We start from the raw sequence: 23544 nt of genomic DNA on the forward strand, positions 1-23544 counted from the left end.
TAATGCCCGTTGTATGAAACGTCCTACACTCCGTTGCGTGCAGGATCTTTTGGATCCATTCGCCCCGCACCCCGATGGAGATTCTGTAATGGAAACGTGGAAGGAGTCGCAGTTAAAGCAACTGACCTTTGCCAAGGGTATAGATGCTGCCTATCCGATTCTGCTGAGATTCGCTGAAAACCTCGGTTTTAATTTTTGTGCAGTTTCGGTGACCTCAGCCAATCGAGAATTACAACTCAATGCCTTACAAATCAATAACTACCCCAAAGAATGGAACAGCCAATATAACCAGAAAAGTTACAGTAAAATCGACCCACTGATAGCACACTGCAATCATTCGATGATGCCGATCATCTGGAGCGAGTCAGTCTTCACAGAAACTCCGCAGCTCTGGCACGGCTTGCAACAACATGGACTGCAACATGGCTGGTCGCAATCATTCCATCATGAGCCCAGCGGTTTGTGCAGCATTATCAGCCTGGCCCGCAAACACTGTTCGATCAGTCCCTTGGAGCTATACGAGCATTTTGGTTATATGTTCTATGCCGCCAGTCATCTGAGTGAACTCTTTGCCCGGACGATGCCGCCACAGTCTCTCAAACCCCGGCAACCGCACCTTTCGCCACGAGAACTGGAGGTTCTGCAACTGTCCGCGGGAGGCAAAACGGCCTATGAGATTTCCAAAATACTCAGCCTGAGCGAACGCACGGTTAACTACCACGTGCAAAACGTCATTGAGAAGCTCAACGTCTGCAACAAGATTTCCGCAGTAATCGCGGCCGCCAGAGCCGGCATCATCTAATCGATCAGTCTTGCGTCCCCTATAAAACGTGCAGGTAATAACGAAGAAAAAAACGTACCATTCGCGACCCTCCTGAGTGATGACGTGAACGTTCTGCGTTGCATTACACTCAGTCGGTTCCGCCGCACATCGTCAGGGCTGCGGAACACCCCGTTGATTACCCTGAGTTCCCGCCCGATGCCTTTGCTTGATACGCCTTTTGCCCAACTCGACCTGATCCGCCAGCCCGAACAGCAGAACGAACCGCTGCAGGCATTCGATGCGGCCGACGAATACCTGCTCAACCATCTGGCGGCGCAGCAACCGACGGCTGACACGCGCGTATTGGTACTCAACGACAGCTTCGGTGCACTGGCAGCCAGCCTGCTCGGCAAGGTCCGGATCAGCAGCAGCGGCGACTCGTTTCTGGGTTTTCAGGGGCTGGAAAAAAACCTGCTGCGCAATGGCCTGGCGTTCGATGCCATTCGTGGAGTTCCCGCCAGTGAGCCATTGGTCGGACCGTTCGACCGGGTGCTGATCCGCGTACCGAAAACCCTCGCGCTGCTGGAAGAACAACTGATCCGCCTGCAGGGGCAACTCGCACCCGGCGCCGAAGTGATCGCCGCCGCCATGGTCAAGCACTTGCCCCGCGCCGCCGGTGATTTGCTCGAGCGCTACATCGGCCCGGTGCAAGCCTCTCTCGCAGTGAAGAAGGCGCGGCTGTTGATCGCCACGCCCGAAGCCAAAGCTGCGGCCGTCTCGCCCTACCCTTCACGGTATCGCCTCGATGAGCCGCCGATTGAATTACTCAACCATGCCAACGTCTTCTGCCGCGAAGGCCTGGACATTGGTACGCGGGCCTTTCTGCCGCATCTGCCGAAAAACCTGGGCAATGCCCGCGTCGCCGATCTGGGCTGTGGCAACGGTGTTCTCGCGATCGCCAGCGCTCTGCACAACCCCGATGCGCATTACACGCTGGTCGACGAATCGTTCATGGCGGTGCAATCGGCTGCCGAGAACTGGCGCGCAGCGCTGGGTGATCGCGAGGTGATCGTGCGTGCCGGCGATGGTCTGGCCGGGCAGGAACCGCAATCGCTGGACGTGGTGCTGTGCAATCCGCCGTTCCATCAGCAGCAGGTGGTCGGTGACTTTCTGGCCTGGCGCATGTTCCAGCAAGCGCGCGAAGCGTTGGTAGTCGGTGGCGCGCTGTACATCGTCGGCAACCGTCATTTGGGTTACCACAGCAAACTGGCGCGGCTGTTCCGTGGCGTCGAGCAAGTGGCTGCCACGCCGAAATTCGTGATCCTCAAGGCCCGCAAGTAACCTTCAGGCAAAAAAAACCCTCCGCGAGGAGGGTTGCAAAGCCGTACCCGAAGGCGCCGGGACGGGGATGTTTCAGTGCGTGGTCAGGCCTGCCGCATTCATGAACATGCGCATCAGGCTGGCGGCGATAAACAGCACGCCAACACTGCCGACCCAGATCAGGGCCAACCAGCCGAGCCGCTGCCACAGCGGTTTTTTTTCAGCTTCTTCAATGTCGTGCAGAGAATGTTTGCCGGTCATTTTCTTCAAACCTCTTCAAGATTGATGGCGCCATTGCCGACGCCATCGCAGCAGGTTTTTGCTCAGTGATAACCGTCTTCATGGGTGACCTTGCCGCGGAACACGTAGTAGCTCCAGAAGGTGTAACCCAGGATGAACGGGATGATGAACAGCGTGCCCACCAACATGAAGCCCTGACTTTGCGGTGGCGCGGCGGCGTCCCAGATCGAAATCGATGGCGGTACGATGTTCGGCCACAGGCTGATGCCCAAACCGCTATAGCCGAGGAAAATCAGCACAAGGGTCAGCAGGAACGGCATGTAGTTGGCGTTACGCGCCACGGCGCGGATCAGACCGTACATCGTCACCAGCACCAGAATCGGCACCGGCATGAACCAGAACAGGTTGGGCATGCTGAACCAGCGCGAGGCGATTTCCGGGTGGGCCAGCGGCGTCCACAGACTGACGACACCGATCACCGCCAATAGCACGAAGGCCAGTGGCCGTGCCAGATTGTGCATCTGCTCTTGCAGCTTGCCTTCGGTTTTCATGATCAGCCAGGTGCAACCGAGCAAGGCATACGCCACCACCAGCGCCGCGCCGCAGAACAGCGTGAACGGCGTCAGCCAGTCGAGTGATCCGCCGGCGAACTGCCGATTGACCACCGGCAAGCCGTCGATGAACGCCCCCAGCGCCACACCCTGAAAGAACGTCGCCGCGACCGAGCCGCCGATGAACGCTTTGTCCCACAGGTGACGCTTGTCGTCCTTGGCCTTGAAGCGGAACTCGAACGCCACGCCGCGAAAGATCAAGCCGATCAGCATAAAGATCAGCGGCAGGTACAACGCCGACAACACCACCGAATAGGCCAGCGGGAATGCGCCGAACAATGCCGCGCCGCCCAGCACCAGCCAGGTTTCGTTGCCGTCCCAGACCGGGGCGACGGTGTTCATCATCACATCACGGTCGACTTTGCCGGGGATGAACGGGAAGAGAATCCCGATCCCCAGGTCGAAGCCGTCCATGACCACGTACATCATGATGCCGAAGATGATGATCACGGCCCAGATCAGCGGAAGATCAATACCCATGGCTCAAATCTCCTTGGTCAGGCTGGGGGTGTCGTCGTGATCGGCATCGGCCGTATCGTCGGCGGCGGACAACGGACGCGCCGGTGTGCGCTGTTTGCCTGGACCACCGTCCGGTGTCTCGGCGCCTTCGCTGATCTTCGGCCCTTTGCGCACCAGACGCATCATGTAACCGAGGCCCGCGCCGAACAGGGCGAAATACACCACCACAAACATGATCAGGGTGATGCTCATCTGCATGAAGCTGTGGTTGGAAGAAGCATCGGCGGTGCGCATCAAGCCGTAGACCACCCACGGCTGACGACCGATCTCGGTGGTGAACCAGCCGGCGAGAATCGCGATCAGGCCGGACGGCCCCATCCACAACGCCAGGTACAGGAACGGCCGCGAGGTGTAGAGCGAATCCCGCTTGCGCAGCCACAGACTCCACAAACCGGTGAAGATCATCAGGAAACCCAGGCCGACCATGATCCGGAACGACCAGAACACGATGGTCGAATTCGGCCGGTCCTGCGGCGGGAATTCCTTGAGCGCGGGCACCTGTTTGTCCAGCGAGTGGGTCAGGATCAGGCTGCCGAGGTACGGAATCTCCACGGCGAACTTGGTTTTCTCTTCTTTCATGTCCGGCCAGCCGAACAGGATCAGCGGCGTGGCTTCGTCGCCTTTGTTTTCCCAGTGACCTTCGATCGCGGCGATTTTTGCCGGCTGATGCTCGAGGGTATTAAGACCATGGAAGTCGCCGATGACGGCCTGGATCGGCGCAACTATCAGCGCCATCCACATCGCCATCGAGAGCATGGTACGGATCGCCGGGTTGTCCTTGCCGCGCAGCAAGTGCCAGGCCGCCGAGGAGCCGACGAAGAACGCCGTGGCGACGAACGCCGCCGTCGCCATGTGCATCAGGCGATAGGGGAACGAAGGATTGAAGATGATCGCCAGCCAGTCGGTGGGAATCACCTGGCCGTTGACGATTTCAAAGCCTTGCGGGGTCTGCATCCAGCTATTGGAAGCGAGAATCCAGAACGTTGAAATCAGCGTACCGATGGCCACCATCACCGTGGCGAAGAAGTGCAGCCCACGCCCGACCTTGTTCCAGCCGAACAGCATCACGCCGAGGAAACCGGCTTCGAGGAAGAATGCCGTGAGCACCTCATAGGTCAGCAACGGCCCGGTGACAGCACCGGCGAAGTCCGAGAAGCGGCTCCAGTTGGTGCCGAACTGGTAGGCCATGACCAACCCCGAAACCACGCCCATGCCGAAGTTGACGGCAAAGATCTTCGACCAGAAATGGTAGAGGTCACGGTAGGTGTCGTTGCGGGTTTTCAGCCACAGGCCTTCGAGCACCGCAAGGTAACTCGCCAGACCGATGGTGATGGCCGGGAACAGGATGTGGAACGAGATGGTGAACGCGAACTGAATTCGGGCGAGATCGAGTGCCTCTAAACCGAACATAAGTCTTCCTCTGTCAGGTAATACCGGCTGCGGGCCCGGAGGCCTGCACCCACTGCCCCCACGGATATGGAGTGCGGCGAATTCTGATTCGTTCTTTTTAAACAACCATCGCAACGCAGGGAGTCTGGCCAACTGGCCACCGGATCAATTCCGTCTGGGGTCTTGATCTGGATCAAGCAACGTTGAAAGAGTAGTCCCATTTTTGCCGATGAACCGCGTGGTCGTTTGCCGCGTGACAAGTTGCCTCATTGCTGCGGCAATGCTCTGCCACACATCCCCGACGGGTCGTAAGCGAGGAAAACAGTACTGATTCCGAGGACGACACAAATTCCCGAACAGCAGAATCAATCTGCACCGCAGACAAATCGATGTCCTCCTAACTAAATTTTTTGTCATAGCAACTTCCTGTTACAGACTGGTGATAACCTCGGCATTCCCCTCGAGCCAGACCTGCCTTCAGATGCCCAGCCAAGCGCCCCTGCTGTTACGTCATCATCGTCCGTTTCTCGCTTTCTGGTTCGCGCGGATTTTTACCGCCAGCGGTTTCCAGATGCTCACCGTGGCGATTGGCTGGAACCTCTACCAATTGACCGGCAACGTCCTCGATCTGGGCCTGGTCGGGCTGGTCGAATTCGCCCCGCGCGTGCTGTTCATGCTGCACACCGGGCATGTCGCCGACCGCTATGACCGGCGCAAAGTCGCCGCAATCTGTCAGTCGCTACAAGCGTTGATCGCCCTGGCGCTGGCCATCGGCAGCGCCACCGATCACGTCACCCGCGAGATGATCTTCATCCTCGCCTTCCTGCTCGGCGCGGCGCGTTCGTTCGAGATGCCGACCACTCAGGCACTGCTGCCGAGCATCGTGCCCAGTGCGTTATTCCCCCGCGCGGTGGCGGCGGCACAATCGGCGCAGCAGTCGGCGACCATCGTCGCCCCGGCGCTGGGCGGTTTGCTCTATGCATTCGGCAGCGTCTGGGTCTATGGCCCGACGGTGCTGCTCTATGTGATCGCCTGCACGCTGATGCTCAACCTGCCCGCGCGGCAAACGCCGCTGAACAAAGGCAAAGCGACGCTGGATTCGTTGCTGGCAGGGATTCGTTTCATTCGCAGCCGCCCGGACATTCTCGGGGCGATTTCGCTGGATTTGTTTGCGGTACTGCTCGGCGGGGCCACGGCGCTGTTGCCGGTGTTCGCCAAAGACATCCTGCTGACCGGGCCATGGGGCCTCGGCCTGCTGCGTTCGGCACCGGCGGTCGGCGCATTGGCGATGTCACTGTTCCTTGCGCGATTTGCCGTGGAACGCAATGTCGGCCGGGTGATGTTCACCGCGGTCGGCGTATTCGGCGTCGCCACCATCGCCTTCGGCCTGTCGACCTCGTTCTGGTTCTCCCTGGCGGTGCTGGTAGTGCTCGGCGCGGCGGACATGATCAGCATGGTCATCCGTGCGTCTTTCGTACAACTGGAAACCCCGGACGAAATGCGCGGCCGGGTCAGCGCGGTGAACGGCCTGTTCATCGGTGCTTCGAATCAATTGGGCGAATTCGAATCCGGTGTCACCGCCCACTGGTTCGGCACGGTGCCGGCGGTGGTGATGGGCGGGATCGGCACGCTGGTGGTGACGGGGACGTGGATCAAACTGTTCCCGACGCTGGCCAAACGAGACCGGATGACGGAGTTGGTGGAAGAGGCGAAGGCCTGAAAACCTTCAAAGCACAAGACGACTGAAAATGTGCGGTACATAGTTACCGCACTGAGTGTAATGTATCGCCTTACACTCGAGCCCATGGTCAAATCCTTTCAGCACAAAGGCCTTCGCGGCTTCTATGAAACAGGTTCGACTCGCGGGATTCGTGCCGACCACGCAAAACGGCTGTCGCGCATGCTGCAGTTCATGGATCGCGCTACGATTCCCGCAGACTTGGATCTTCCGGGCTGGCGCCTGCATCCATTGAACGGTGAGCTGACGGAGTACTGGTCGCTGAGCGTTTCAGGCAACTGGCGAGTGATCTTTCGTTTTGTCGGTTCAGACATCGAATTGGTCGATTATCTGGACTACCTCTGACAGGAGGCAGGCTCATGCCCATGCACAACCCGCCACACCCCGGTGAAACACTGCTGATGGATGTCTTGCCCGAGCTTGGCATCAGCGTGACCGAATTAGCCCGACACTTGGGCTTCGCACGCCCGCATCTTTCACGTGTATTACACGGACATGCGCCAATCAGCCCCGATCTGGCTGTGCGTCTTGAGCGTGCCGGTATTGGCAAGGCGCGCGTGTGGCTAGGCGTACAAACCGACTATGATCTGTGGCAAGCGGAGCATCGGGAGCAACCGGCGATTGAACCTATCGCCGCGCACGCCTGATCCCTTTCAAACCAGCAACTCCCCCGCCACTTTAGCCCGCAAGGCCTTGCCGCCGAGTTGCTCGACCAGCGTCAAGGCAAACTCCAGCGCCGCGCCGGAACCTTGGGCGGTGATGCAGTTGCCATCGGCTACCACCGGTTGATCAACAAACGTACAGCCCGAGAGTTGATGACTGGCGCTGGGCAAACAGGTCATGCGCCGCTGGCGCAGTACGCCGAAGCTTTGCAGGGCGACGGCCGGGGATTCGGCGATGGCGGCGAACAGGCGGCCGGCGCTGGCCTGATCCTTGAGCAGTTGTTGCAGCAGTTGATGCGCCGCCAGGTGTTGAGCGCCGACGGCGCCGCCGGGCAGGACGATCAGGTCGAAGGTTTGCGCCAGCACATCGACCAGCATGCCGTCGGCAGTCAGGCGCGTGCCGCGAGCGCAGGTCAGCATGCGCCGGCCTTCGATGCTGGCGGCGACAACTTCAATGGCGGCGCGGCGCAACACGTCGATCAGGGTCACGCTTTGCAGATCATCGATGCCCTCGGCGAGGGTAATCAGGACTCTAAAGGTCATGGGCGCTATCCGCTGGGTGATACTTCAAGCGTAGTCAGCTTCAACCGGATCGCGCTGCAGCAGCCGTTACTTGATGTAAAGCTGGGTCGACATTGTGTTGCGTGGCGCGTTGATTGACGTGTTGCTGAAGGTGAAGGTGCCTTCCTGTTTGTCCGCCAGATCGAAGGTATATAGAGAACCAACGGTTTTATTACCGGGGGTGCATTCGGTCAGGTTGCCGTTATCAAAGGCACACACCGGGGCACGGGTGCCGTTCACTTCAAAGCCGTCCAGTGTGACCTGAGGCTGGCTTTTGCCGTAGCCGACTTCGAGCACGTAGACCTTGATGTTCGGGCCGCTGTGATTGCAGCGGGTCTGCGTCTGCCCATCGCCGATGTCTTCAAGACCGCAGGCCGACGATTGAACCTTGATGACTTTCACTTGCGTCAACGGCGGTGCCGATGCCGCCGAGGCTGTCGACATCCCGACCATCAGCGCGGCAATCAAACCCAAAACCTTCATCCAGCACCAGCTCATGTGCGTCCCGCCCCGAAAAAAACAGCGCGCAGTATGGCGCAGTTGGCTCCAACGCAAAACTTCGCCGACGATCGACACCAACAACCGCCATATTCCTCACGCTGCTGGTATGATGCGCGGCTTTTTCCGGCCCACCACAATTTTTCAGGCGCTTGCGACGGTCTGTGCTTTGCTGTTGAGGTCGATACATTCACGGCGCCACGCGCGCCACGGGGAGCAGACATGCTGGAAAGGCTGTTTCAACTCAAGGCACACAACACCAACGTGCGCACCGAGATTCTGGCGGGCATCACGACTTTCTTGGCCATGGCCTACATTCTGTTCGTCAACCCGAGCATTCTCGGCGAGACCGGTATGGACAAAGGCGCGGTGTTTGTCGCCACCTGCCTGGCCGCCGCGATCGGTTCGACGATCATGGGCCTGATCGCCAACTACCCGATTGCCCTCGCTCCGGGCATGGGTCTGAACGCCTTCTTCACCTACACCGTCGTCTTGCACATGGGTCACACCTGGCAAGTGGCACTGGGGGCCGTGTTCATCTCGGCCGTGTGCTTCTTCCTGTTGTCGATCCTCCGTATCCGTGAATGGATCATCAACAGCATTCCGCTGCCGCTGCGCTCGGCGATTGCTGCCGGTATCGGCCTGTTCCTGGCACTGATCGCCCTGCACAACGCCGGCATCGTGGTCAGCAACCCGGCGACCATGGTCGGCCTCGGTGACCTGAAAGCCCCGGCACCGATTCTCGCCACCCTTGGCTTCGCCCTGATCGTCGCCCTCGAAGCACTGAAAGTGCGTGGCGCTGTGCTGATCGGCATCCTCGCGGTGACCATCGTGTCCATCGCCATGGGCTTCACCCCGTTCGGCGGCGTGACCTCGATGCCACCTTCGCTGGCCCCGACCTTCCTGCAATTGGACATCAAAGGCGCACTGGACATCGGTCTGGTCAGCGTGATTTTCGCCTTCCTGTTCGTCGACCTGTTCGACAACTCCGGCACCCTGATCGGCGTCGCCAAGCGCGCCGGCCTGATGGGCAAGGACGGCCACATGCCGAAAATGGGGCGTGCGCTGATCGCTGACAGCACGGCGGCCATGGCCGGTTCGTTGCTGGGTACGTCGACTACCACCAGTTACATCGAGTCTGCTGCCGGCGTGAGTGCGGGCGGCCGTACCGGTCTGACGGCCATCGTCGTGGCGATGCTGTTCCTGCTGGCACTGTTCTTCTCGCCACTGGCGGCCAGTGTTCCGGCCTTCGCCACCGCGCCGGCACTGCTGTTCGTCGCCGTGTTGATGACGTCGGGCCTGGCGGAAATAGACTGGGACGACATCACCGTCGCCGCACCGGTCGTGGTGACCGCGCTGGCCATGCCGTTCACTTATTCGATCGCCAACGGCATCGCGTTCGGTTTCATTTCCTGGACCGTGATCAAGTTGCTGTCGGGCCGTGCCCGTGAGCTGAACCCGGCGCTGGTGATTCTGTCGATTCTGTTTGTGATCAAGTTGGGTTGGTTCAACGCATGACATTCGATTCCCAGACTTACGCCGAGCAACTTGAAGCCAAGGTCACGCGCTTGCGTGATCTGCTGGCGCCGTTCGATGCCCCCGAGCCGACGGTGTTCGACTCGCCGCTGCAGAACTTCCGTCTGCGCGCCGAATTCCGCCTGTGGCGCGAGGGTGGCGAGCGGCATTACGCGATGTTCGCTCAGGACGACAAACGCACGCCGATCCTCATTGAAGACTTCCCGATTGCCAGCCTGCGCATCAACCAGTTGATGCCGCAGCTGAAAGCGGCGTGGCAGGCCAGTTCGGCGTTGAGCCACAAGTTGTTTCAGGTCGAGTTCCTGACCACGCTGTCCGGCGATGCGATGATCACCCTGTGCTATCACCGCCCGCTGGACGCGCACTGGCATGCCGCTGCGACCCAATTGTCGGCAGATCTGGGCGTCAGCATCATTGGCCGCTCGAAGGGCAAACGCGAAGTACTTGGCCTCGATTACGTGGTCGAGAAGCTTGAAGTCGGCGGTCGCACCTTCAGCTATCGCCAGCCGGAAGGCGCGTTCACCCAGCCTAACGGCACGGTGAACCAGAAGATGCTGAACTGGGCGTACGAAGCACTCGGCGATCGCAGCGACGATCTGCTGGAGCTGTACTGCGGCAACGGCAACTTCACCCTGCCGCTCGCGACCCGCGTGCGCAAGGTGCTGGCCACCGAAATCAGCAAGACCTCGGTCAACGCCGCATTGAGCAACCTCAGCGAAAACGCTGTGGACAACGTCACGCTGGTGCGTTTGTCCGCCGAAGAACTGACCGAAGCACTCAACGAAGTGCGCCCGTTCCGTCGTCTGCAAGGCATCGACCTGAAGAGCTACGAGTTCGGCAGCGTCTTCGTCGACCCGCCGCGCGCTGGCATGGATCCGGACACCTGCGAGCTGACCCGGCGTTTCGACAACATCCTGTACATCTCCTGCAACCCGGAAACCCTGGCGGCCAACATCGCCCAGTTGCACGACACGCACCGTATTACCCAGTGCGCGCTGTTTGACCAGTTTCCGTGGACACATCACATGGAATCGGGTGTGTTGCTGACCCGGCGCTGAGTGCAGATGCCAATACAAGAAAGCCGTCGTGATTGACGGCTTTTTTGTGGGTGTTCATTTTTGTTTGTGCGATCACCGAACATAAAACGCCAAGGCCATTGTTGTTCAATTGACCATGGTAACCATCTAGTACATTTTATCTCCACAGGCTGAAACCCTCGGCCAAAGCCAAAAACAATAAGTGGAGTCCCCCCTCATGCCCCCTATCGTTCTGGTGCTCAACGGCCCGAACCTGAACCTGCTCGGCACCCGCGAGCCGGCGACTTATGGTCACGAAACCCTGGCGGACATCTCGGCGTTGTGCGGTCGCGCTGCCGAAGAATTCGGCCTGGCCGTGGAGTTTCGCCAGACCAACCACGAAGGCGAACTGCTCGACTGGATTCACGCGGCTCGCGGTCGTTGTGCCGGGATCGTGATCAACCCGGCAGCATGGACGCACACGTCGGTGGCGATCCGCGATGCGCTGGTGGCCAGTGAGTTGCCGGTCATCGAAGTGCACCTGTCCAACGTCCATGCCCGCGAACCGTTTCGTCATCACTCGTTTGTCTCGGCAATCGCCACGGCGGTGATGGCCGGTTTTGGCAGTCATGGCTATCGCCTGGCGCTGGAACATTTCAGTCAGCGGCTGAAGGGGTGAATCGCATGTCTCGCTCTAACGTGATACTCGCCGGGCTGATCGGCGCTGGCATTCAGGCCTCGCGCACGCCAGCGCTGCATGAGCACGAAGGTGATGCGCAGGACATGCGTTACCTGTACCGATTGATCGATCTCGATCAGCTGAAAATGGACAGCAGTGCCCTGCCCGACCTGCTGCTGGCGGCCGAACGGATGAATTACACCGGGCTGAACATCACGTTCCCGTGCAAGCAGGCGATCATCCCCCTGCTCGATGAGTTGTCGCCGGAAGCCAAAGGTATTGGTGCGGTCAATACGGTGGTGCTGAAGGACGGTAAACGCGTCGGCCACAACACTGACTGTCTGGGATTCGCCGAGGGTTTTCGCCGTGGCTTGAAGGACGCTGCCCGTGAGCGTGTGGTCCAGATGGGCGCTGGTGGCGCGGGCGCGGCAGTGGCCCACGCGTTATTGAGCGAAGGCGTACAGCAACTGAGCATTTTCGACGTCGACCGTGAACGCGCGGAAAGTCTGGCGAACAATCTCAATCAGCATTTCGGCTCGAGTCGCGCAGTGGCCGGGCTCGATCTGCCGAGCACGCTGAATCTGGCCGACGGTTTGGTTAACACGACACCAATGGGCATGGCCAAACTACCGGGCATGCCGGTGCCGATTGAGCTGTTGCGCAAGGAATTGTGGGTGGCGGAGATTGTGTATTTCCCGCTGGAAACCGAATTGTTGCGCAATGCCCGCGCGCTCGGTTGCCGGACCCTGGATGGCGGCAACATGGCGGTGTTTCAAGCCGTGAAGGCGTTTGAACTGTTCAGCGGCGTGGTGCCGGATGCGCAGCGCATGCTTGCGCACTTTCAAAGCATGAATGGTTGAAAACCTGTGGGAGTGAGCCTGCTCGCTCCCACAATGGAATGCCTCAGGCCTGCAGGTAGCGCAGCACCGATTCGCAAATCATCTCGCGATGTCGCTGTTTGATGCTTTCATCCGGCAGATCGATCTGGAAGATCTCGCCGAACGTGTGCCGGTTCGACACACGATAAAAGCAGAACGAACTGATCAGCAAATGCACATCCAGGGCATTGAGCCCAGCACGGAACACACCCTCTTCAGCACCCCGACGCAGAATTTCGCCGAGTGAATCGAGGATGGTGTTGTTCATCGCCTTGATCGCATCGGAACGCTTCACGTATTCAGCGTTGTGGATGTTTTCGATGCTGACGATGCGCACGAAATCGACGTTGCGATCGTGGTGATCGAAGGTGAATTCGACCAGTCGGCGAATCGCCTCCACCGGCGCCAACTCGGCCAGGTGCAGACGGTTTTCAGTACTGCGGATATCACCGTAAAGCTTCTCCAGCACCTCGACGTACAATTGCTCCTTACTGCCGAAGTAGTAATAGATCATGCGTTTGGAGGTGTGGATACGCTCGGCGATCGCATCGACGCGAGCGCCGGACAAGCCCTGCTGGACGAACTCGACGATCGCCTCCTGCAGGATGTTCTCGCGGGTCTTTTCCGGGTTGTTCTTGCGACTCTTGCGCGGCTCAACGGCGGACACTTCAGGAGCTGCGGTAAGTTCTGTATTCATCGTCATTGCGGGCTCACGGCCATCACTGCACAGGCGGCGATTATGGGCCGCGCAGCACAGTGAAGGAAGCCGCGCGGCCTGTGTTTAATCCCGCGTTTACGAATTTCCTACAACTTAGCCTGGCGCACTGCGCCACTGCGTGATTTGGCCATCGCCGCCAGACGCACCGCGACGTTCGCCGCGCCATACCCGACATAGCCATTTTTACGCTGGATGATCTCGAAGAAGAAGCGCCCTTCGAACGGTTCGGTGTAGACGTGGAACAGCTCACCGCCCTGGGCATCACGGTCGTACAAGACGTTGTAATACGCCAGTTCGCTGAGAAATTCGTCGTCGAAATCGAAACGCGCGGCGAGGTCGTCGTAATAGTTGAGCGGAATATCCAGCAACGGTACGCCGGCCTCTTTGGCGCGACTGACTTCGGCGAAGATGTCGTCACAATCGAAGGCGATGTGATGCACACCGGAACCGCGATAACTCGACAGCGCGTGGGAGATCGCGGTGTTGCGGTTCTCGGAGATGTTCAACGGCAAGCGGATCGAACTGTCGCGGCTGCGCAGTGCGCGGCTTTTCACCAGACCATAGGGATCGGGCAGCACCACTTCATCGTCCGCTTCGAAATCCAGCAGGCTCTTATAGAACAGCACCCAACTGTCGAGGCTGTCGGCTGGCAGCGCCATGGCCATGTGGTCGATGCGCTTGAGACCGCCACGGGCCGTGGCGTCCGGCAACAGATTGAAATCGGTGCCGTAGACATCCGCCTCTTCATCGACCAGATAAATCAGACTGCCGTCGGGTGCGCGCACGGCTGCCAGCTCCAGTTCATTGGGGCCGACCAGTCCGCGATAAGGCTGGCCTTTGTAAGCGACGGCGCGGGCCAGAGCGCTGGCGCTGTCCTTGACCCGCACGGCGGTGGCACACAGCGACGGGCCATGTGCCTCGAAAAAGCTGTGAGCGAAGGAATAAGGTTCGGAGTTGAGGATCAGGTTGATGTCGCCCTGGCGCAGCAGGCTCACACTCTTGGAGCGATGCTGCCCGGCCTTGACGAACCCGAGGCGCTCCAGCCAGTTCGACAGCTTGGCGCCGAGGCTTTCATCAACGGCGAACTCAAGAAACTCGATGCCGTTGTACTCGCTGGCCTTCGGTGTTTCGAAGAGAATTTCGCGATTGGCCACAGGTTTGACGTCCTGCTCCAGACGCTGACGGGTCTTCTCTTCCAGATACAGCAGCGAACGCAAACCGTCGGCAGCATTGGCCCGTGGCGGCGCGGCGCGGAAGCCGTCGTTGAAGATTTCCAGCGACAGTGGCCCGGTGTAGCCACTCTGGATGATCGGCGCGAGGAAGCCCGGCAGATCGAATTCGCCCTGCCCCGGGAAACAGCGGAAATGCCGGCTCCACTCCAGCACGTCCATGGCCAGAATCGGCGCATCTGCCATCTGCACGAAGAAGATCTTGTCGCCGGGAATGTCGGCGATGGCGCGGGGATCGCCCTTCAACGACAAGGTGTGAAAGCTGTCGAGCAACACGCCGAGACTTGGATGATCGGCCTGACGCACGATGTCCCAGACCTGTTGATAAGTATTCACGTGACGGCCCCACGCCAGCGCCTCATAACCGATGCGCAAGCCGCGTGCGCCGGCGTGTTCAGCCAGCAGGCGCAGATCATCGACCAGAATTTGTTGATCGCCGACGCTGTCGGCCGAGGCGTTACTGCAGACCAGCACCAGGTCGGTGCCCAGTTCCTGCATCAGATCGAACTTGCGTTCGGCCCGCTCCAGATTGCGCGCCAGGCGATCACGGCGGCAGCCTTCGAAATCGCGGAACGGCTGAAACAGGGTGATGGCGATGCCGAGGTCGGCGCACATCTGTTTAATTTCCCGCGGACTGCCGTCGTAGTACAGGAGGTCGTTTTCGAAAATCTCCACCCCGTCGAACCCGGCGGCGGCGATGGCTTCGAGCTTTTCCGGCAGGGTGCCGCTCAAGGAAACGGTGGCAATGGAACGCTGCATGATTCAACTCCCGGACTGCGCCGCTTTATCTTTACTGTAGGAGCTGCCGCAGGCTGCGATCTTTTGATGTTGCTTCTCAGATCAAGATCAAAAGATCGCAGCCTGCGGCGGCTCCTGCATGGGATGTTTTTTATAAGGGGAAATTATTGGCTGCATCGAACGTCGCAGCAATTTAAAGTGTACTACCCGGTTAGTTTTGCGTGCGATTATCGAACACAATGGCGGTTTGGCGAATTGACGATTTTTCGTCCACTGCCCAACATCGGCTGCACATTGAGTCCGGATCTGAACCACCGGTCGCAGCGTGCACAGAAAAAAGCACACCAAATAACAAATCCAAAAACGGGTGGAACACATGATTCCTTCACAGACTTCCCGCATGGCTCCGGCCATCAACACTGCCACGGGTGGCATCGGCGACAAGATCCGCGGCGCCATGGCCGTCGGCAAGACCCGTTGGGGCATGCTGGCACTGGTGTTTTTCGCCACCACCCTGAACTACATCGACCGCGCAGCCCTCGGCGTCATGCAGCCGATCCTCGCCAAGGAAATGAGCTGGACGGCGATGGATTACGCCAACATCAACTTCTGGTTTCAGGTCGGCTACGCGATCGGTTTCGTCCTGCAAGGTCGACTGATCGACCGGGTCGGCGTCAAGCGCGTGTTCTTCTGCGCCGTACTGCTGTGGAGCCTGGCCACCGGTGCCCACGGTCTGGCGACATCGGCCGTCGGCTTCATGGTCTGCCGGTTCATCCTCGGTCTGACTGAAGCGGCGAACTACCCGGCCTGTGTGAAGACCACGCGCCTGTGGTTCCCGGCCGGCGAACGCGCAGTCGCCACCGGCATCTTCAACGCCGGCACCAACGTCGGTGCGATGTTCACGCCAATGCTGCTGCCACTGGTCCTGCACGTCTGGGGCTGGCAAGCGGCGTTCCTGTGCATGTCGGCACTGGGCGGCATCTGGCTGTTGTTCTGGGGCTTGAAGTACTTCAACCCGGAAGATCATCCGAGCGTCAAACAGTCCGAGCTGGACTACATCCAGCAAGAAGTCGAACCGGAACAGGCCCGCGTACCGTTTTCGAAGATCCTGCGCATGCGCGGCACCTGGGCTTTCGCCCTCGCCTACTCGCTGACTGCGCCAGTGTTCTGGTTCTACCTGTACTGGCTGCCGCCGTTTCTCAACCAGCAATACAACCTGGGCATCAACGTCACCCAGATGGGTATTCCGCTGATCATCATTTACGTCACGGCTGACTTCGGTAGCGTCGGTGGCGGCATCTTGTCTTCGTTCCTGATCGGTCGCGGGATGAACTCGATCAAGGCGCGGCTGCTGTCGATGTTCCTGTTTGCCTGCTGCATCATCGGCGTGGTCATGGCGGCTGGCTCGGCCAATCTGTGGGTCGCAGTGGCGGCTATCTCTCTGGCCATCGGTGCACATCAGGCCTGGACCGCAAACATCTGGAGCCTGGTGATGGACTACACGCCCAAGCACATGATGAGCACGGTGTTCGGTTTCGGCGGCATGTGCGCAGCGATCGGCGGGATGTTCATGACCCAGATCGTCGGCCACATCCTCACCGTGACCAACAACAACTACACCGTGTTGTTCACCTTGATCCCGGCGATGTACTTCATTGCGCTGACGTGGATGTACTTCATGGCGCCGCGCAAAATTCCTACCGTCACCGAGTAACCGGCCTACACCACCTTCCCCTGTAGGAGCTGCGGCACGCTGCGATCTTTTGATCTTGATGTTGAAGATCAAAAGATCTCAACCTCGTTTCACTCGCCAGCTCCTACAAGGGTTGGTGTTTTCTGCTCTGCTGCCACGCCGCCGCCAGCCCGCTGCAACAGATCACCGCAATGCCGATGATCGTCAACAGACTCGGCGTGTGATTGAACAGCAACCAGCCCAACAACCCCGCAAACACGATCTGGCAATAACCGAACGGCGCCAGCAACGCCGGAGCGGCATGGCGGAATGCCTGGGTCAGAAACAAATGCGCAGTCATCCCGCAACTGCCCAGCGCCAGCATTAGCCCGGCATGGGTCAGCGTCGGCACTTGCCAGAAGAACGGCACCAGCGCACTCATCACCAGCGTGTTGCACAACCCGGCGAAAAAGTTGCTGGTGGTCGGGCTGTCCACTTCGGCGAGCTTGCGGGTCAGCAGTTGATAGAAGCAGAAAAACAGCGCCGAACAGAACGGCAGCAACACCGCCGGTGTGAACAATTCACCGCCCGGGTGAACGATGATCAGCACGCCGATAAAGCCGCAGATCACGGCAATCCATTGCCCGCGTGTCACACGCTCCTTGAGCAGCGGCACCGACAAAGCGGTGACTAATACCGGCGCAAGAAAGTTGACCGCCGTGGCTTCCGCCAGCGGGATATACAGCAGGGCCGTGGTGAAAAACAGGCTTGTACCGAGTAGGCAAAGTGCTCGGGTCAACTGCCATAACGGCTTCTTGGTGCGCAGGACGCGCAACCCGGACTGCGGCAGAAAAATCCCCGCCATCAGTAAGGTGTGCACCAGATAGCGTGCCCAGACCACCATCACGATCGGATAGAAACCCGAGAGGTATTTCGACAATGCGTCGTGACTGGAGAACAGGAAGGTCGCCACAACGATCAGCAAGATCCCTTTGAAGGGTTGGTTGACACCGGAGAGCGGGGTGCTGACGGTCATTGGGTTTCCTTGTGGTGCCGTAAAAGATCAAAAGCTTCGCAGGCAGTCTCGCCTCCCCCTGTGGGAGCGGACGTGCCCGCGATCAGGTGCGCAGCAGCGCTTACAGCCGCGCCAACAACTCCCGCGTTCTATCAATCGCCATCTGCGCCCGCTGCAATCCGCTCACGCCCTGCTCCAGCAGTTTAACCGTGGGAATTTCCAGACTCAGTGGGATATTAGCCGGCAGCGCTTTCAGCAACCCGAGCAGATCACAATCACCCTCGCCGGGAAACCGCCGCTCGTTGCGCGCCTGACGCAAGATCTCGGCCATGTCTGACGGTCGCGGACCCGCGACATCACATAACTGCGCATAACGCAGGCGCGACATCGGCACTTGCGCCAGATCCTCCAAGCGTGACGCCGAACGATCAAAGTGAAACGCATCAACCAGCACCGCAGCGTTTTCCCGATCAGCGTTTTCGACAATTCGCAGCGCTTGTTCGAGGTTGCGCGCATCAGTCCAGGGCATGAACTCCAGATGCGGGTGCAACCCGTAAGGCGCGGCCAGATCGCACAGGGCCGCGAAGTTCTCAGTCAGCCGCTGTTCGTCAGAATCGTTACCGGCGACCAGCAATTCAGTAGCGCCCAATTGCGCGCCGACCGTAAGAAGCTTCTCGAAATCGGCGACGACGGTTTGCGGCTTCAAACGCAGGATTTCCACATCGAGTACACGGATGCCGGTATCGCGCAGGCGTTGCAACGTCTGACGCCGCAAATCGCCATCGGCTACCAGCGGGAAGTGATATTCCTCAGGTGTCGCCGGTTCCAGGCGCAAGCCGACATGGCTGTAACCGGCACGCGCGGCCACCTCGACCATTTGCGGTGGCGACAACTCCAGCACGGTCAGGCTGGCCAGGGACAGGATTCGTTCGCTCATGTTCAAGCCTCGATCAGTGCAGGGGCGCAGGCGCGGCCAGTGGCGGCAGCTTCGCGAATGGCTTCGATCAGCGCGAGGGTGCGCGCTGCATCGGCAGCGCTCACCAACGGCTCGACCTCCCGGCGTGCCACGCGGACGAAATGCTCTAACTGCAAGCGTAAAGCTTCGTCACCGCTGTAGGACTCTTCCACACTCAACAACGGTTCATGCCAACCGGCATCCACCTGATCAGCGGCGTAATGCCAACGCTTGAGTTGCGGAATGCTCAACGCTCCGGCGGTACCCGCCAGCAGATAACACGGTTGATCCGCCTGGCGCGGATACGCCGGGTTTTCACCGGATGCCAGCTCCCAACTCCACGGTGCCGCAACTGCATCGGAACCGCTCAACGTGCCAAGTGTGCCGCTCACAAATTGCAGCAACACTGCCGCGCTGTCTTCGTTGGCGAAACCGCGCACTGAGTTGTCAGTGATCGCTTGCACCGATCGCACCTCACCGCACAGGTGACGCAACAGGTCGAGATCGTGAATCAGGTTAGTCAGCAACATCCCCGCCCCCGCTTCACGGCGCCACGGGATCTCGAAATAGCTGTCCGGTTTGCGCAACTGAAACAGCGCGGTGACCGTGGTCAGGCGCCCGAGCGCTCCGCTCTGCAGCAATTCATAAGCGCGAACGATCAATGGATTGTGGCGCCGATGATGGCCGACCAGAACCGGCACACCGCTGCGTTTAACCGCCGCGACCAGCTCGCGCGCTTCATCCAGATGCACGCCGACCGGTTTCTCCAACAGCACCGGTACGCCTGCCGCCAGACAATCGAGCGCCGTCGCGACGTGCTGATTATTCGGATTGGCGACGATCACCGCGTCTGGCCTGACGTGCTCGAGCATCTGACGATGATCAGCGAAATGCCTTACACCCCATTCAGCCGCAAGTGCTGCTGATTGCGGCCCGGGATCAGCTACCGCGCAGAGCGTCGCTTCGGTGAGGAATTGCAGATGCCGATAATGTTGCTGGCCCATGTTGCCAGCACCGATCAAGGCGATTCGAAGGGGCGAATTCAAGGTGCGGTCCTCTTGTGATTGTTCTCGGAATGACACTCCGCAAACAATTTAGAACCGAGTTCCAGAATCAAAAACCCATGAGTGAGAAAACCGTGCGAACACCGCACCCTTTCAGCAAATACAAAAATCCCTGTAGGAGCTGCCGAAGGCTGCGATCTTTTGATCTTGTCCCTTAAAAGCAAAAAGATCGCAGCCTTCGGCAGCTCCTACAAGGGATTGGCGGCGGATCAGATAAACAGTTCTGAGGCCAGGCTCGCCGCGGATAATTCTTCGGTGAATGTCAGCAACAACGGCGCAAGTTCATGCAACCGCGCCCCCGGCATCCGCGCGCTCGGCCCGGCGATACTCAGCACGCCAATCACTCGCCCATCTGCAGGATGTCTCACCACCGCGGCAATCGCCGAAGTCCCCACTGCCGAACTCTCTTCGACACAGGCATACCCCTGCTCGCGCGCCAAGCGCAGCCGCTCGAGCAACTCGATATTCGAGCGCGGCGCATTCGGCCCAACCCCCACCGGCACTTCCGCCGCTTGACGCTCAACCAGCGACAGCGCCTCGGCATCGCTCATGCACGCCAGCCATGCGTGCCCGGACGCGGTGTAGAACAGCGGCGCATCGCGGCCCATGTCCGGGTCATAACGCAGACCGGTACGCGCCCCCTGCGCCTTGGCGATCCAGGTCTGGCGCTCGCCATCGATCACGCCCAGACGCACCAGTTCACCGGTTTCCTGCGCCAGTCGATCCAGCACTGGCTGGACAATATCGGCGCCGCTACTCGAAAGGTATTGAAAGCCCATCGCGACCAGTTTGGTCGACAAGTGATAACGCAAGGTTTCCGCATTCTGCCGCACATAGCCCAAGCGGATCAGCTCGGCGAGCAAGCGGTGCGTTGCACTCTTGGGGATGCCCAGTTGCTCGGCCAGCATCTGCATCGGCAGCCCGCGCGGATCACTGGTGAGGCTTTCCAGCACGCTGAAAACCCGTTCGATTTGACTGCCGGCCATGGTGAAATCCAAATAAAATTTCGCCGATTCTAGAAGACATCTCCCACAAAGCGAAATCTGGAACCGTACGTTCGATAACCGCCCGGTTTGTCGTATCAAGGCTTGTAGGCCGTCGGCAGCAATGGTTATTTTCTGGAATCAAATTCCAAAAAAAAAACCAGCCTGGAGCCTTGTTTGATGCCTGCCGAACTTCCCGCAATCGACTGCGACGTATTAATCGTCGGCTCCGGCGCCGCCGGATTGTCAGCAGCCGTCACCGCTGCATGGCATGGCCTGAAGGTCATCGTCGTCGAAAAGGATTCGGTGTTCGGTGGCGCCACCGCATGGTCGGGGGGCTGGGCGTGGGTGCCGTGCAATCCGCTGGCCCGTCGCGCCGGCATCATCGAAGACGTCGAACAGCCGCGCACCTATTTGCGCCATGAGCTGGGCGAGCATTTCGATCCGGCGATGATCGACGCTTTCCTCGAAGCCGGGCCACGCATGGTCGCGTTTTTCGAGCAGCACACTGCCTTGCAGTTCGCCGACGGCAATGCGATTGCCGACATCCATGGCGACACACCGGGCGCAGGCACCGGCGGTCGATCGGTGATCGCCGCCCCCTACGATGGCCGCAAGGTCGGACGCTTGCTCAAGCGACTTCGTACGACCATGCGCGAAACGTCCTTCATGGGCATGCCGATCATGGCGGGCGCAGACCTGTCGGCGTTCCTCCACTTGACCCGTTCGCTGACAGCCGCGTGGCACGTGACGCGACGGTTCACTCGGCACCTGTTTGACCTCGCACGGCATGGCCGCGCGCTGCAACTGGTCAACGGCGTGGCGCTGGTCGCGCGACTGGCGAAATCGGCGGAAGACCTCGGCGTGTTGCTGTGGGAATCGGCGCCGGTGACCGAGTTGCTGCGCGACGAAAACCGCGTTTGCGGTGCTGTGATCAACAGCAACAAAGGCCCGATCCGCATTCATGCAGGCAAAGCCGTCGTGCTCGCGGCAGGTGGTTTCGCCAACGACATCGAACGCCGCCAAGCCCTGTTCCCGCGCACACCCACCGGCCACGAACATTGGGCATTGCCGCCACTGGCCGTGAATGGCGATGGCTTGCGGCTGGGCGAAAGCGTCGGTGCGCGGGTCAACAGCGACGTCGCGTCACCGGTCGCGTGGGCACCGGTTTCACAAGTGCCTCATTCCGACGGCAGCATCGGCCATTTCCCACACATCATTGAGCGCGGCAAACCCGGCATCATCGGCGTGCTCAGCAACGGTCAGCGTTTCGTCAACGAAGCCAACGGCTATTTCGACTACGTCAGCGCCATGGTTGCCGCCGCGCCAGAAGGTGAAGAAGTCGCCTCATGGCTGATCTGCACCCACGCCTTTCAACGTCGTTATGGCCTCGGCATATCGCGACCGTTTCCGCTTCCATTGTCAGAATTTATCCGCAGCGGCTATCTGAAAACCGGCAATACCGTTGAGGAATTGGCCAACAATTGCGGCATCGACCCCAACGGTTTGCGCCAGACCCTCGACAACTACAACCGCCATGCACGCCACGGCGAAGACCCGCAGTTCGGTCGTGGCTCAACACCCTACAACCGCAAACAGGGTGATCCGGCGAACCTTCCCAACCCCTGCGTTGCCCCCATAGAAACCGGCCCGTTCTACGCCGTAAAAGTCCAACCGGGCTGCTTCGGTACGTTTGCCGGCCTTAAGGTCAACCCACACGCGCAAGTGCTGAATGCCCACGAACAACCCATCACCGGCCTTTACGCAGCGGGTGGTGACATGGCCAGCATCATGGGTGGCCACTACCCGGCGGGCGGCATCAACCTCGGCCCGGCCCTGACTTTCGGTTACATCGCCGCCCGGCACATTGCCGGCATGACTGCTTTCGAACAGGAGATCGACCATGCAGTACATCGTTAATACCCAAGGTTTGAACATGCCGAAACTCGGCCTCGGCACCTGGCCAATGCTCGGCGATGAATGCACCCGCGCCGTGGAGCAAGCGCTGGAATTGGGTTATCGACACATCGACACCGCGGCGGCCTACAACAACGAGGACGCTGTCGGACAAGCGCTGGCGAATACCCCGACACCACGCGAGCAGATCCATGTCACCACCAAAGTCTGGTGGGATCAGTTGCAACCCGACGCGATGCGGCACTCCATGGACCGCAGTCTTACGGCCTTGCGCAGCGACTACGTCGATCTGTTCATGATCCACTGGCCAACCACCGACTGGGATCTGCCACGTACCCTCGAGACGCTGGCCTCGTTCAAGCAGCAAGGCCTGGCGCGGAACATCGGCGTAGCGAATTTTCCGCTACCGTTGCTGCGCAAAGTCATCGAGGAATATGGGATTGGTCTGTCAGCCGTTCAGGTCGAGTACCACGTACTCCTCGGTCAGAACGCCCTGCTTGACTACGCCCGCCACCACAACCTGGCGCTGACGGCCTACACCCCGCTGGCGCGCAACAAGGTGTCGGACATCCCGCAGATTCAACAGATCGCCAACAAGCACGGCGTGCTGCCGACTCAAGTGGCGTTGAAATGGCTGCTCGATCAACCCAACGTCGCGGCGATTCCCAAGGCCAGCAGCCGAACCAATCAACTGGCCAACCTCGCCTCGCTGAAGGTCGAACTCGACGATGAAGACCGCGCAATGATCGCCGCGCTGCCAAAGCGTGAACGCCAGGTCAGTCCGGATTTCGCCCCGGAGTGGGATGCATTTGATCGCTGATTGATCATCCAGCGATAGAAATC

23 protein-coding genes are annotated in these 23544 nt (G+C 59.7%); 12 read left to right on the plus strand and 11 right to left on the minus strand.

Going from position 1 to position 23544, the window contains the following annotated elements:
• Positions 1–88: 88 nt before the first annotated feature.
• Both P3G59_RS25080 and P3G59_RS25085 read left to right on the plus strand, forming a co-directional pair.
• Positions 89–802, plus strand: coding sequence for an autoinducer binding domain-containing protein (locus P3G59_RS25080; RefSeq protein ID WP_277759373.1), 714 nt, complete (start codon positions 89–91; stop codon positions 800–802).
• A 177-nt stretch (positions 803–979) separates the two neighbouring features.
• Positions 980–2104 (plus strand): class I SAM-dependent methyltransferase, encoded by a 1125-nt coding sequence (locus P3G59_RS25085; protein ID WP_277759374.1) that lies wholly within the window; start codon positions 980–982, stop codon positions 2102–2104.
• A 72-nt stretch (positions 2105–2176) separates the two neighbouring features.
• Here P3G59_RS25085 and P3G59_RS25090 read toward each other — a convergent pair whose 3' ends face one another.
• From P3G59_RS25090 to P3G59_RS25100, 3 genes are all read right to left on the minus strand, one after another.
• The gene (locus P3G59_RS25090; RefSeq protein ID WP_016773090.1) at positions 2177–2344 is read right to left on the minus strand and encodes a DUF2474 domain-containing protein; all 168 of its coding nucleotides are present in this window, start codon (positions 2342–2344) and stop codon (positions 2177–2179) included.
• Between the two features lie 62 nt (positions 2345–2406).
• A complete protein-coding gene (cydB, locus tag P3G59_RS25095; RefSeq protein ID WP_093434736.1) occupies positions 2407–3414 on the minus strand; it encodes a cytochrome d ubiquinol oxidase subunit II in 1008 nt (335 codons plus the stop codon).
• 3 nt (positions 3415–3417) lie between these two features.
• Positions 3418–4863: a cytochrome ubiquinol oxidase subunit I gene (locus P3G59_RS25100; protein ID WP_277759375.1), complete on the minus strand. Its 1446-nt coding sequence runs from the start codon at positions 4861–4863 to the stop codon at positions 3418–3420.
• Between the two features lie 460 nt (positions 4864–5323).
• Between P3G59_RS25100 and P3G59_RS25105 the strand changes: the two genes are divergently transcribed.
• The 3 genes from P3G59_RS25105 to P3G59_RS25115 all read left to right on the plus strand — a co-directional run bounded on the left by P3G59_RS25105 (position 5324) and on the right by P3G59_RS25115 (position 7227).
• Positions 5324–6562: an MFS transporter gene (locus tag P3G59_RS25105; RefSeq protein ID WP_277759376.1), complete on the plus strand. Its 1239-nt coding sequence runs from the start codon at positions 5324–5326 to the stop codon at positions 6560–6562.
• An 84-nt stretch (positions 6563–6646) separates the two neighbouring features.
• Positions 6647–6925 (plus strand): type II toxin-antitoxin system RelE/ParE family toxin, encoded by a 279-nt coding sequence (locus tag P3G59_RS25110; RefSeq protein WP_277762203.1) that lies wholly within the window; start codon positions 6647–6649, stop codon positions 6923–6925.
• A 14-nt stretch (positions 6926–6939) separates the two neighbouring features.
• Positions 6940–7227 carry a HigA family addiction module antitoxin gene (locus P3G59_RS25115; protein WP_277759377.1) on the plus strand — a complete coding sequence of 96 codons (288 nt, stop codon included), beginning with the start codon at positions 6940–6942 and terminating at the stop codon, positions 7225–7227.
• Positions 7228–7233: 6 nt separating this feature from the next.
• On the opposite strand, the gene P3G59_RS25120 is transcribed toward P3G59_RS25115, so the two are convergent.
• Entirely contained in the window at positions 7234–7785 is a 552-nt protein-coding gene (locus tag P3G59_RS25120) for a DJ-1 family glyoxalase III (RefSeq protein WP_277759378.1), read from the minus strand.
• Positions 7786–7851: 66 nt separating this feature from the next.
• Positions 7852–8301, minus strand: coding sequence for a DUF4879 domain-containing protein (locus tag P3G59_RS25125; protein ID WP_277759379.1), 450 nt, complete (start codon positions 8299–8301; stop codon positions 7852–7854).
• A 222-nt stretch (positions 8302–8523) separates the two neighbouring features.
• Here P3G59_RS25125 and P3G59_RS25130 point away from each other — a divergent pair, with 222 nt between their 5' ends.
• The 4 genes from P3G59_RS25130 to P3G59_RS25145 all read left to right on the plus strand — a co-directional run bounded on the left by P3G59_RS25130 (position 8524) and on the right by P3G59_RS25145 (position 12392).
• The gene (locus tag P3G59_RS25130) at positions 8524–9819 is read left to right on the plus strand and encodes an NCS2 family permease (protein WP_277759380.1); all 1296 of its coding nucleotides are present in this window, start codon (positions 8524–8526) and stop codon (positions 9817–9819) included.
• Positions 9816–10895: a tRNA (uridine(54)-C5)-methyltransferase TrmA gene (trmA, locus tag P3G59_RS25135; protein ID WP_277759381.1), complete on the plus strand. Its 1080-nt coding sequence runs from the start codon at positions 9816–9818 to the stop codon at positions 10893–10895. The genes P3G59_RS25130 and trmA overlap by 4 nt, the downstream gene beginning before the upstream one ends.
• A gap of 196 nt (positions 10896–11091) precedes the next feature.
• On the plus strand, positions 11092–11532 hold the full coding sequence (gene aroQ / locus P3G59_RS25140) for a type II 3-dehydroquinate dehydratase (protein WP_008084592.1): 441 nt from the start codon (positions 11092–11094) through the stop codon (positions 11530–11532).
• 5 nt (positions 11533–11537) lie between these two features.
• Positions 11538–12392, plus strand: coding sequence for a shikimate dehydrogenase (locus P3G59_RS25145; protein WP_277759382.1), 855 nt, complete (start codon positions 11538–11540; stop codon positions 12390–12392).
• A 43-nt stretch (positions 12393–12435) separates the two neighbouring features.
• Here the strand turns inward: P3G59_RS25145 and P3G59_RS25150 are convergent, their stop codons facing one another.
• Positions 12436–13113: a TetR family transcriptional regulator gene (locus tag P3G59_RS25150; protein WP_277759383.1), complete on the minus strand. Its 678-nt coding sequence runs from the start codon at positions 13111–13113 to the stop codon at positions 12436–12438.
• A gap of 101 nt (positions 13114–13214) precedes the next feature.
• A complete protein-coding gene (gene quiC / locus P3G59_RS25155) occupies positions 13215–15116 on the minus strand; it encodes a 3-dehydroshikimate dehydratase QuiC (RefSeq protein ID WP_277759384.1) in 1902 nt (633 codons plus the stop codon).
• 355 nt (positions 15117–15471) lie between these two features.
• Here quiC and P3G59_RS25160 point away from each other — a divergent pair, with 355 nt between their 5' ends.
• A complete protein-coding gene (locus P3G59_RS25160; protein WP_277759385.1) occupies positions 15472–16809 on the plus strand; it encodes an MFS transporter in 1338 nt (445 codons plus the stop codon).
• Between the two features lie 103 nt (positions 16810–16912).
• Here the strand turns inward: P3G59_RS25160 and P3G59_RS25165 are convergent, their stop codons facing one another.
• The 4 genes from P3G59_RS25165 to P3G59_RS25180 all read right to left on the minus strand — a co-directional run bounded on the left by P3G59_RS25165 (position 16913) and on the right by P3G59_RS25180 (position 20787).
• A complete protein-coding gene (locus P3G59_RS25165) occupies positions 16913–17803 on the minus strand; it encodes a DMT family transporter (protein ID WP_277759386.1) in 891 nt (296 codons plus the stop codon).
• A gap of 100 nt (positions 17804–17903) precedes the next feature.
• A complete protein-coding gene (locus tag P3G59_RS25170; RefSeq protein WP_277759387.1) occupies positions 17904–18719 on the minus strand; it encodes a sugar phosphate isomerase/epimerase in 816 nt (271 codons plus the stop codon).
• A gap of 2 nt (positions 18720–18721) precedes the next feature.
• Entirely contained in the window at positions 18722–19783 is a 1062-nt protein-coding gene (locus P3G59_RS25175) for a Gfo/Idh/MocA family oxidoreductase (RefSeq protein WP_277759388.1), read from the minus strand.
• Between the two features lie 227 nt (positions 19784–20010).
• Positions 20011–20787: an IclR family transcriptional regulator gene (locus tag P3G59_RS25180; protein ID WP_277759389.1), complete on the minus strand. Its 777-nt coding sequence runs from the start codon at positions 20785–20787 to the stop codon at positions 20011–20013.
• Between the two features lie 177 nt (positions 20788–20964).
• Here P3G59_RS25180 and P3G59_RS25185 point away from each other — a divergent pair, with 177 nt between their 5' ends.
• A complete protein-coding gene (locus P3G59_RS25185; protein WP_277759390.1) occupies positions 20965–22704 on the plus strand; it encodes an FAD-dependent oxidoreductase in 1740 nt (579 codons plus the stop codon).
• On the plus strand, positions 22688–23521 hold the full coding sequence (locus P3G59_RS25190; protein ID WP_277759391.1) for an aldo/keto reductase: 834 nt from the start codon (positions 22688–22690) through the stop codon (positions 23519–23521). Before P3G59_RS25185 ends, P3G59_RS25190 begins: the two co-directional genes overlap by 17 nt.
• The last annotated feature ends 23 nt before the right edge of the window (positions 23522–23544 follow it).

The organism is Pseudomonas sp. A34-9, assembly GCF_029543085.1.
Lineage (GTDB): Bacteria > Pseudomonadota > Gammaproteobacteria > Pseudomonadales > Pseudomonadaceae > Aquipseudomonas.

Bases quoted from the DNA above. Each gene is read 5' to 3' on its own strand.
- P3G59_RS25080 (WP_277759373.1), top strand. From the start codon at position 89: ATGGAAACGTGGAAGGAGTCGCAGTTAAAGCAACTGACCTTTGCCAAG.
- P3G59_RS25085 (WP_277759374.1), top strand. From the start codon at position 980: ATGCCTTTGCTTGATACGCCTTTTGCCCAACTCGACCTGATCCGCCAG.
- P3G59_RS25090 (WP_016773090.1), bottom strand. From the start codon at position 2,344: ATGACCGGCAAACATTCTCTGCACGACATTGAAGAAGCTGAAAAAAAA.
- cydB (WP_093434736.1), bottom strand. From the start codon at position 3,414: ATGGGTATTGATCTTCCGCTGATCTGGGCCGTGATCATCATCTTCGGC.
- P3G59_RS25100 (WP_277759375.1), bottom strand. From the start codon at position 4,863: ATGTTCGGTTTAGAGGCACTCGATCTCGCCCGAATTCAGTTCGCGTTC.
- P3G59_RS25105 (WP_277759376.1), top strand. From the start codon at position 5,324: ATGCCCAGCCAAGCGCCCCTGCTGTTACGTCATCATCGTCCGTTTCTC.
- P3G59_RS25110 (WP_277762203.1), top strand. From the start codon at position 6,647: ATGGTCAAATCCTTTCAGCACAAAGGCCTTCGCGGCTTCTATGAAACA.
- P3G59_RS25115 (WP_277759377.1), top strand. From the start codon at position 6,940: ATGCCCATGCACAACCCGCCACACCCCGGTGAAACACTGCTGATGGAT.
- P3G59_RS25120 (WP_277759378.1), bottom strand. From the start codon at position 7,785: ATGACCTTTAGAGTCCTGATTACCCTCGCCGAGGGCATCGATGATCTG.
- P3G59_RS25125 (WP_277759379.1), bottom strand. From the start codon at position 8,301: ATGAGCTGGTGCTGGATGAAGGTTTTGGGTTTGATTGCCGCGCTGATG.
- P3G59_RS25130 (WP_277759380.1), top strand. From the start codon at position 8,524: ATGCTGGAAAGGCTGTTTCAACTCAAGGCACACAACACCAACGTGCGC.
- trmA (WP_277759381.1), top strand. From the start codon at position 9,816: ATGACATTCGATTCCCAGACTTACGCCGAGCAACTTGAAGCCAAGGTC.
- aroQ (WP_008084592.1), top strand. From the start codon at position 11,092: ATGCCCCCTATCGTTCTGGTGCTCAACGGCCCGAACCTGAACCTGCTC.
- P3G59_RS25145 (WP_277759382.1), top strand. From the start codon at position 11,538: ATGTCTCGCTCTAACGTGATACTCGCCGGGCTGATCGGCGCTGGCATT.
- P3G59_RS25150 (WP_277759383.1), bottom strand. From the start codon at position 13,113: ATGACGATGAATACAGAACTTACCGCAGCTCCTGAAGTGTCCGCCGTT.
- quiC (WP_277759384.1), bottom strand. From the start codon at position 15,116: ATGCAGCGTTCCATTGCCACCGTTTCCTTGAGCGGCACCCTGCCGGAA.
- P3G59_RS25160 (WP_277759385.1), top strand. From the start codon at position 15,472: ATGATTCCTTCACAGACTTCCCGCATGGCTCCGGCCATCAACACTGCC.
- P3G59_RS25165 (WP_277759386.1), bottom strand. From the start codon at position 17,803: ATGACCGTCAGCACCCCGCTCTCCGGTGTCAACCAACCCTTCAAAGGG.
- P3G59_RS25170 (WP_277759387.1), bottom strand. From the start codon at position 18,719: ATGAGCGAACGAATCCTGTCCCTGGCCAGCCTGACCGTGCTGGAGTTG.
- P3G59_RS25180 (WP_277759389.1), bottom strand. From the start codon at position 20,787: ATGGCCGGCAGTCAAATCGAACGGGTTTTCAGCGTGCTGGAAAGCCTC.
- P3G59_RS25185 (WP_277759390.1), top strand. From the start codon at position 20,965: ATGCCTGCCGAACTTCCCGCAATCGACTGCGACGTATTAATCGTCGGC.
- P3G59_RS25190 (WP_277759391.1), top strand. From the start codon at position 22,688: ATGCAGTACATCGTTAATACCCAAGGTTTGAACATGCCGAAACTCGGC.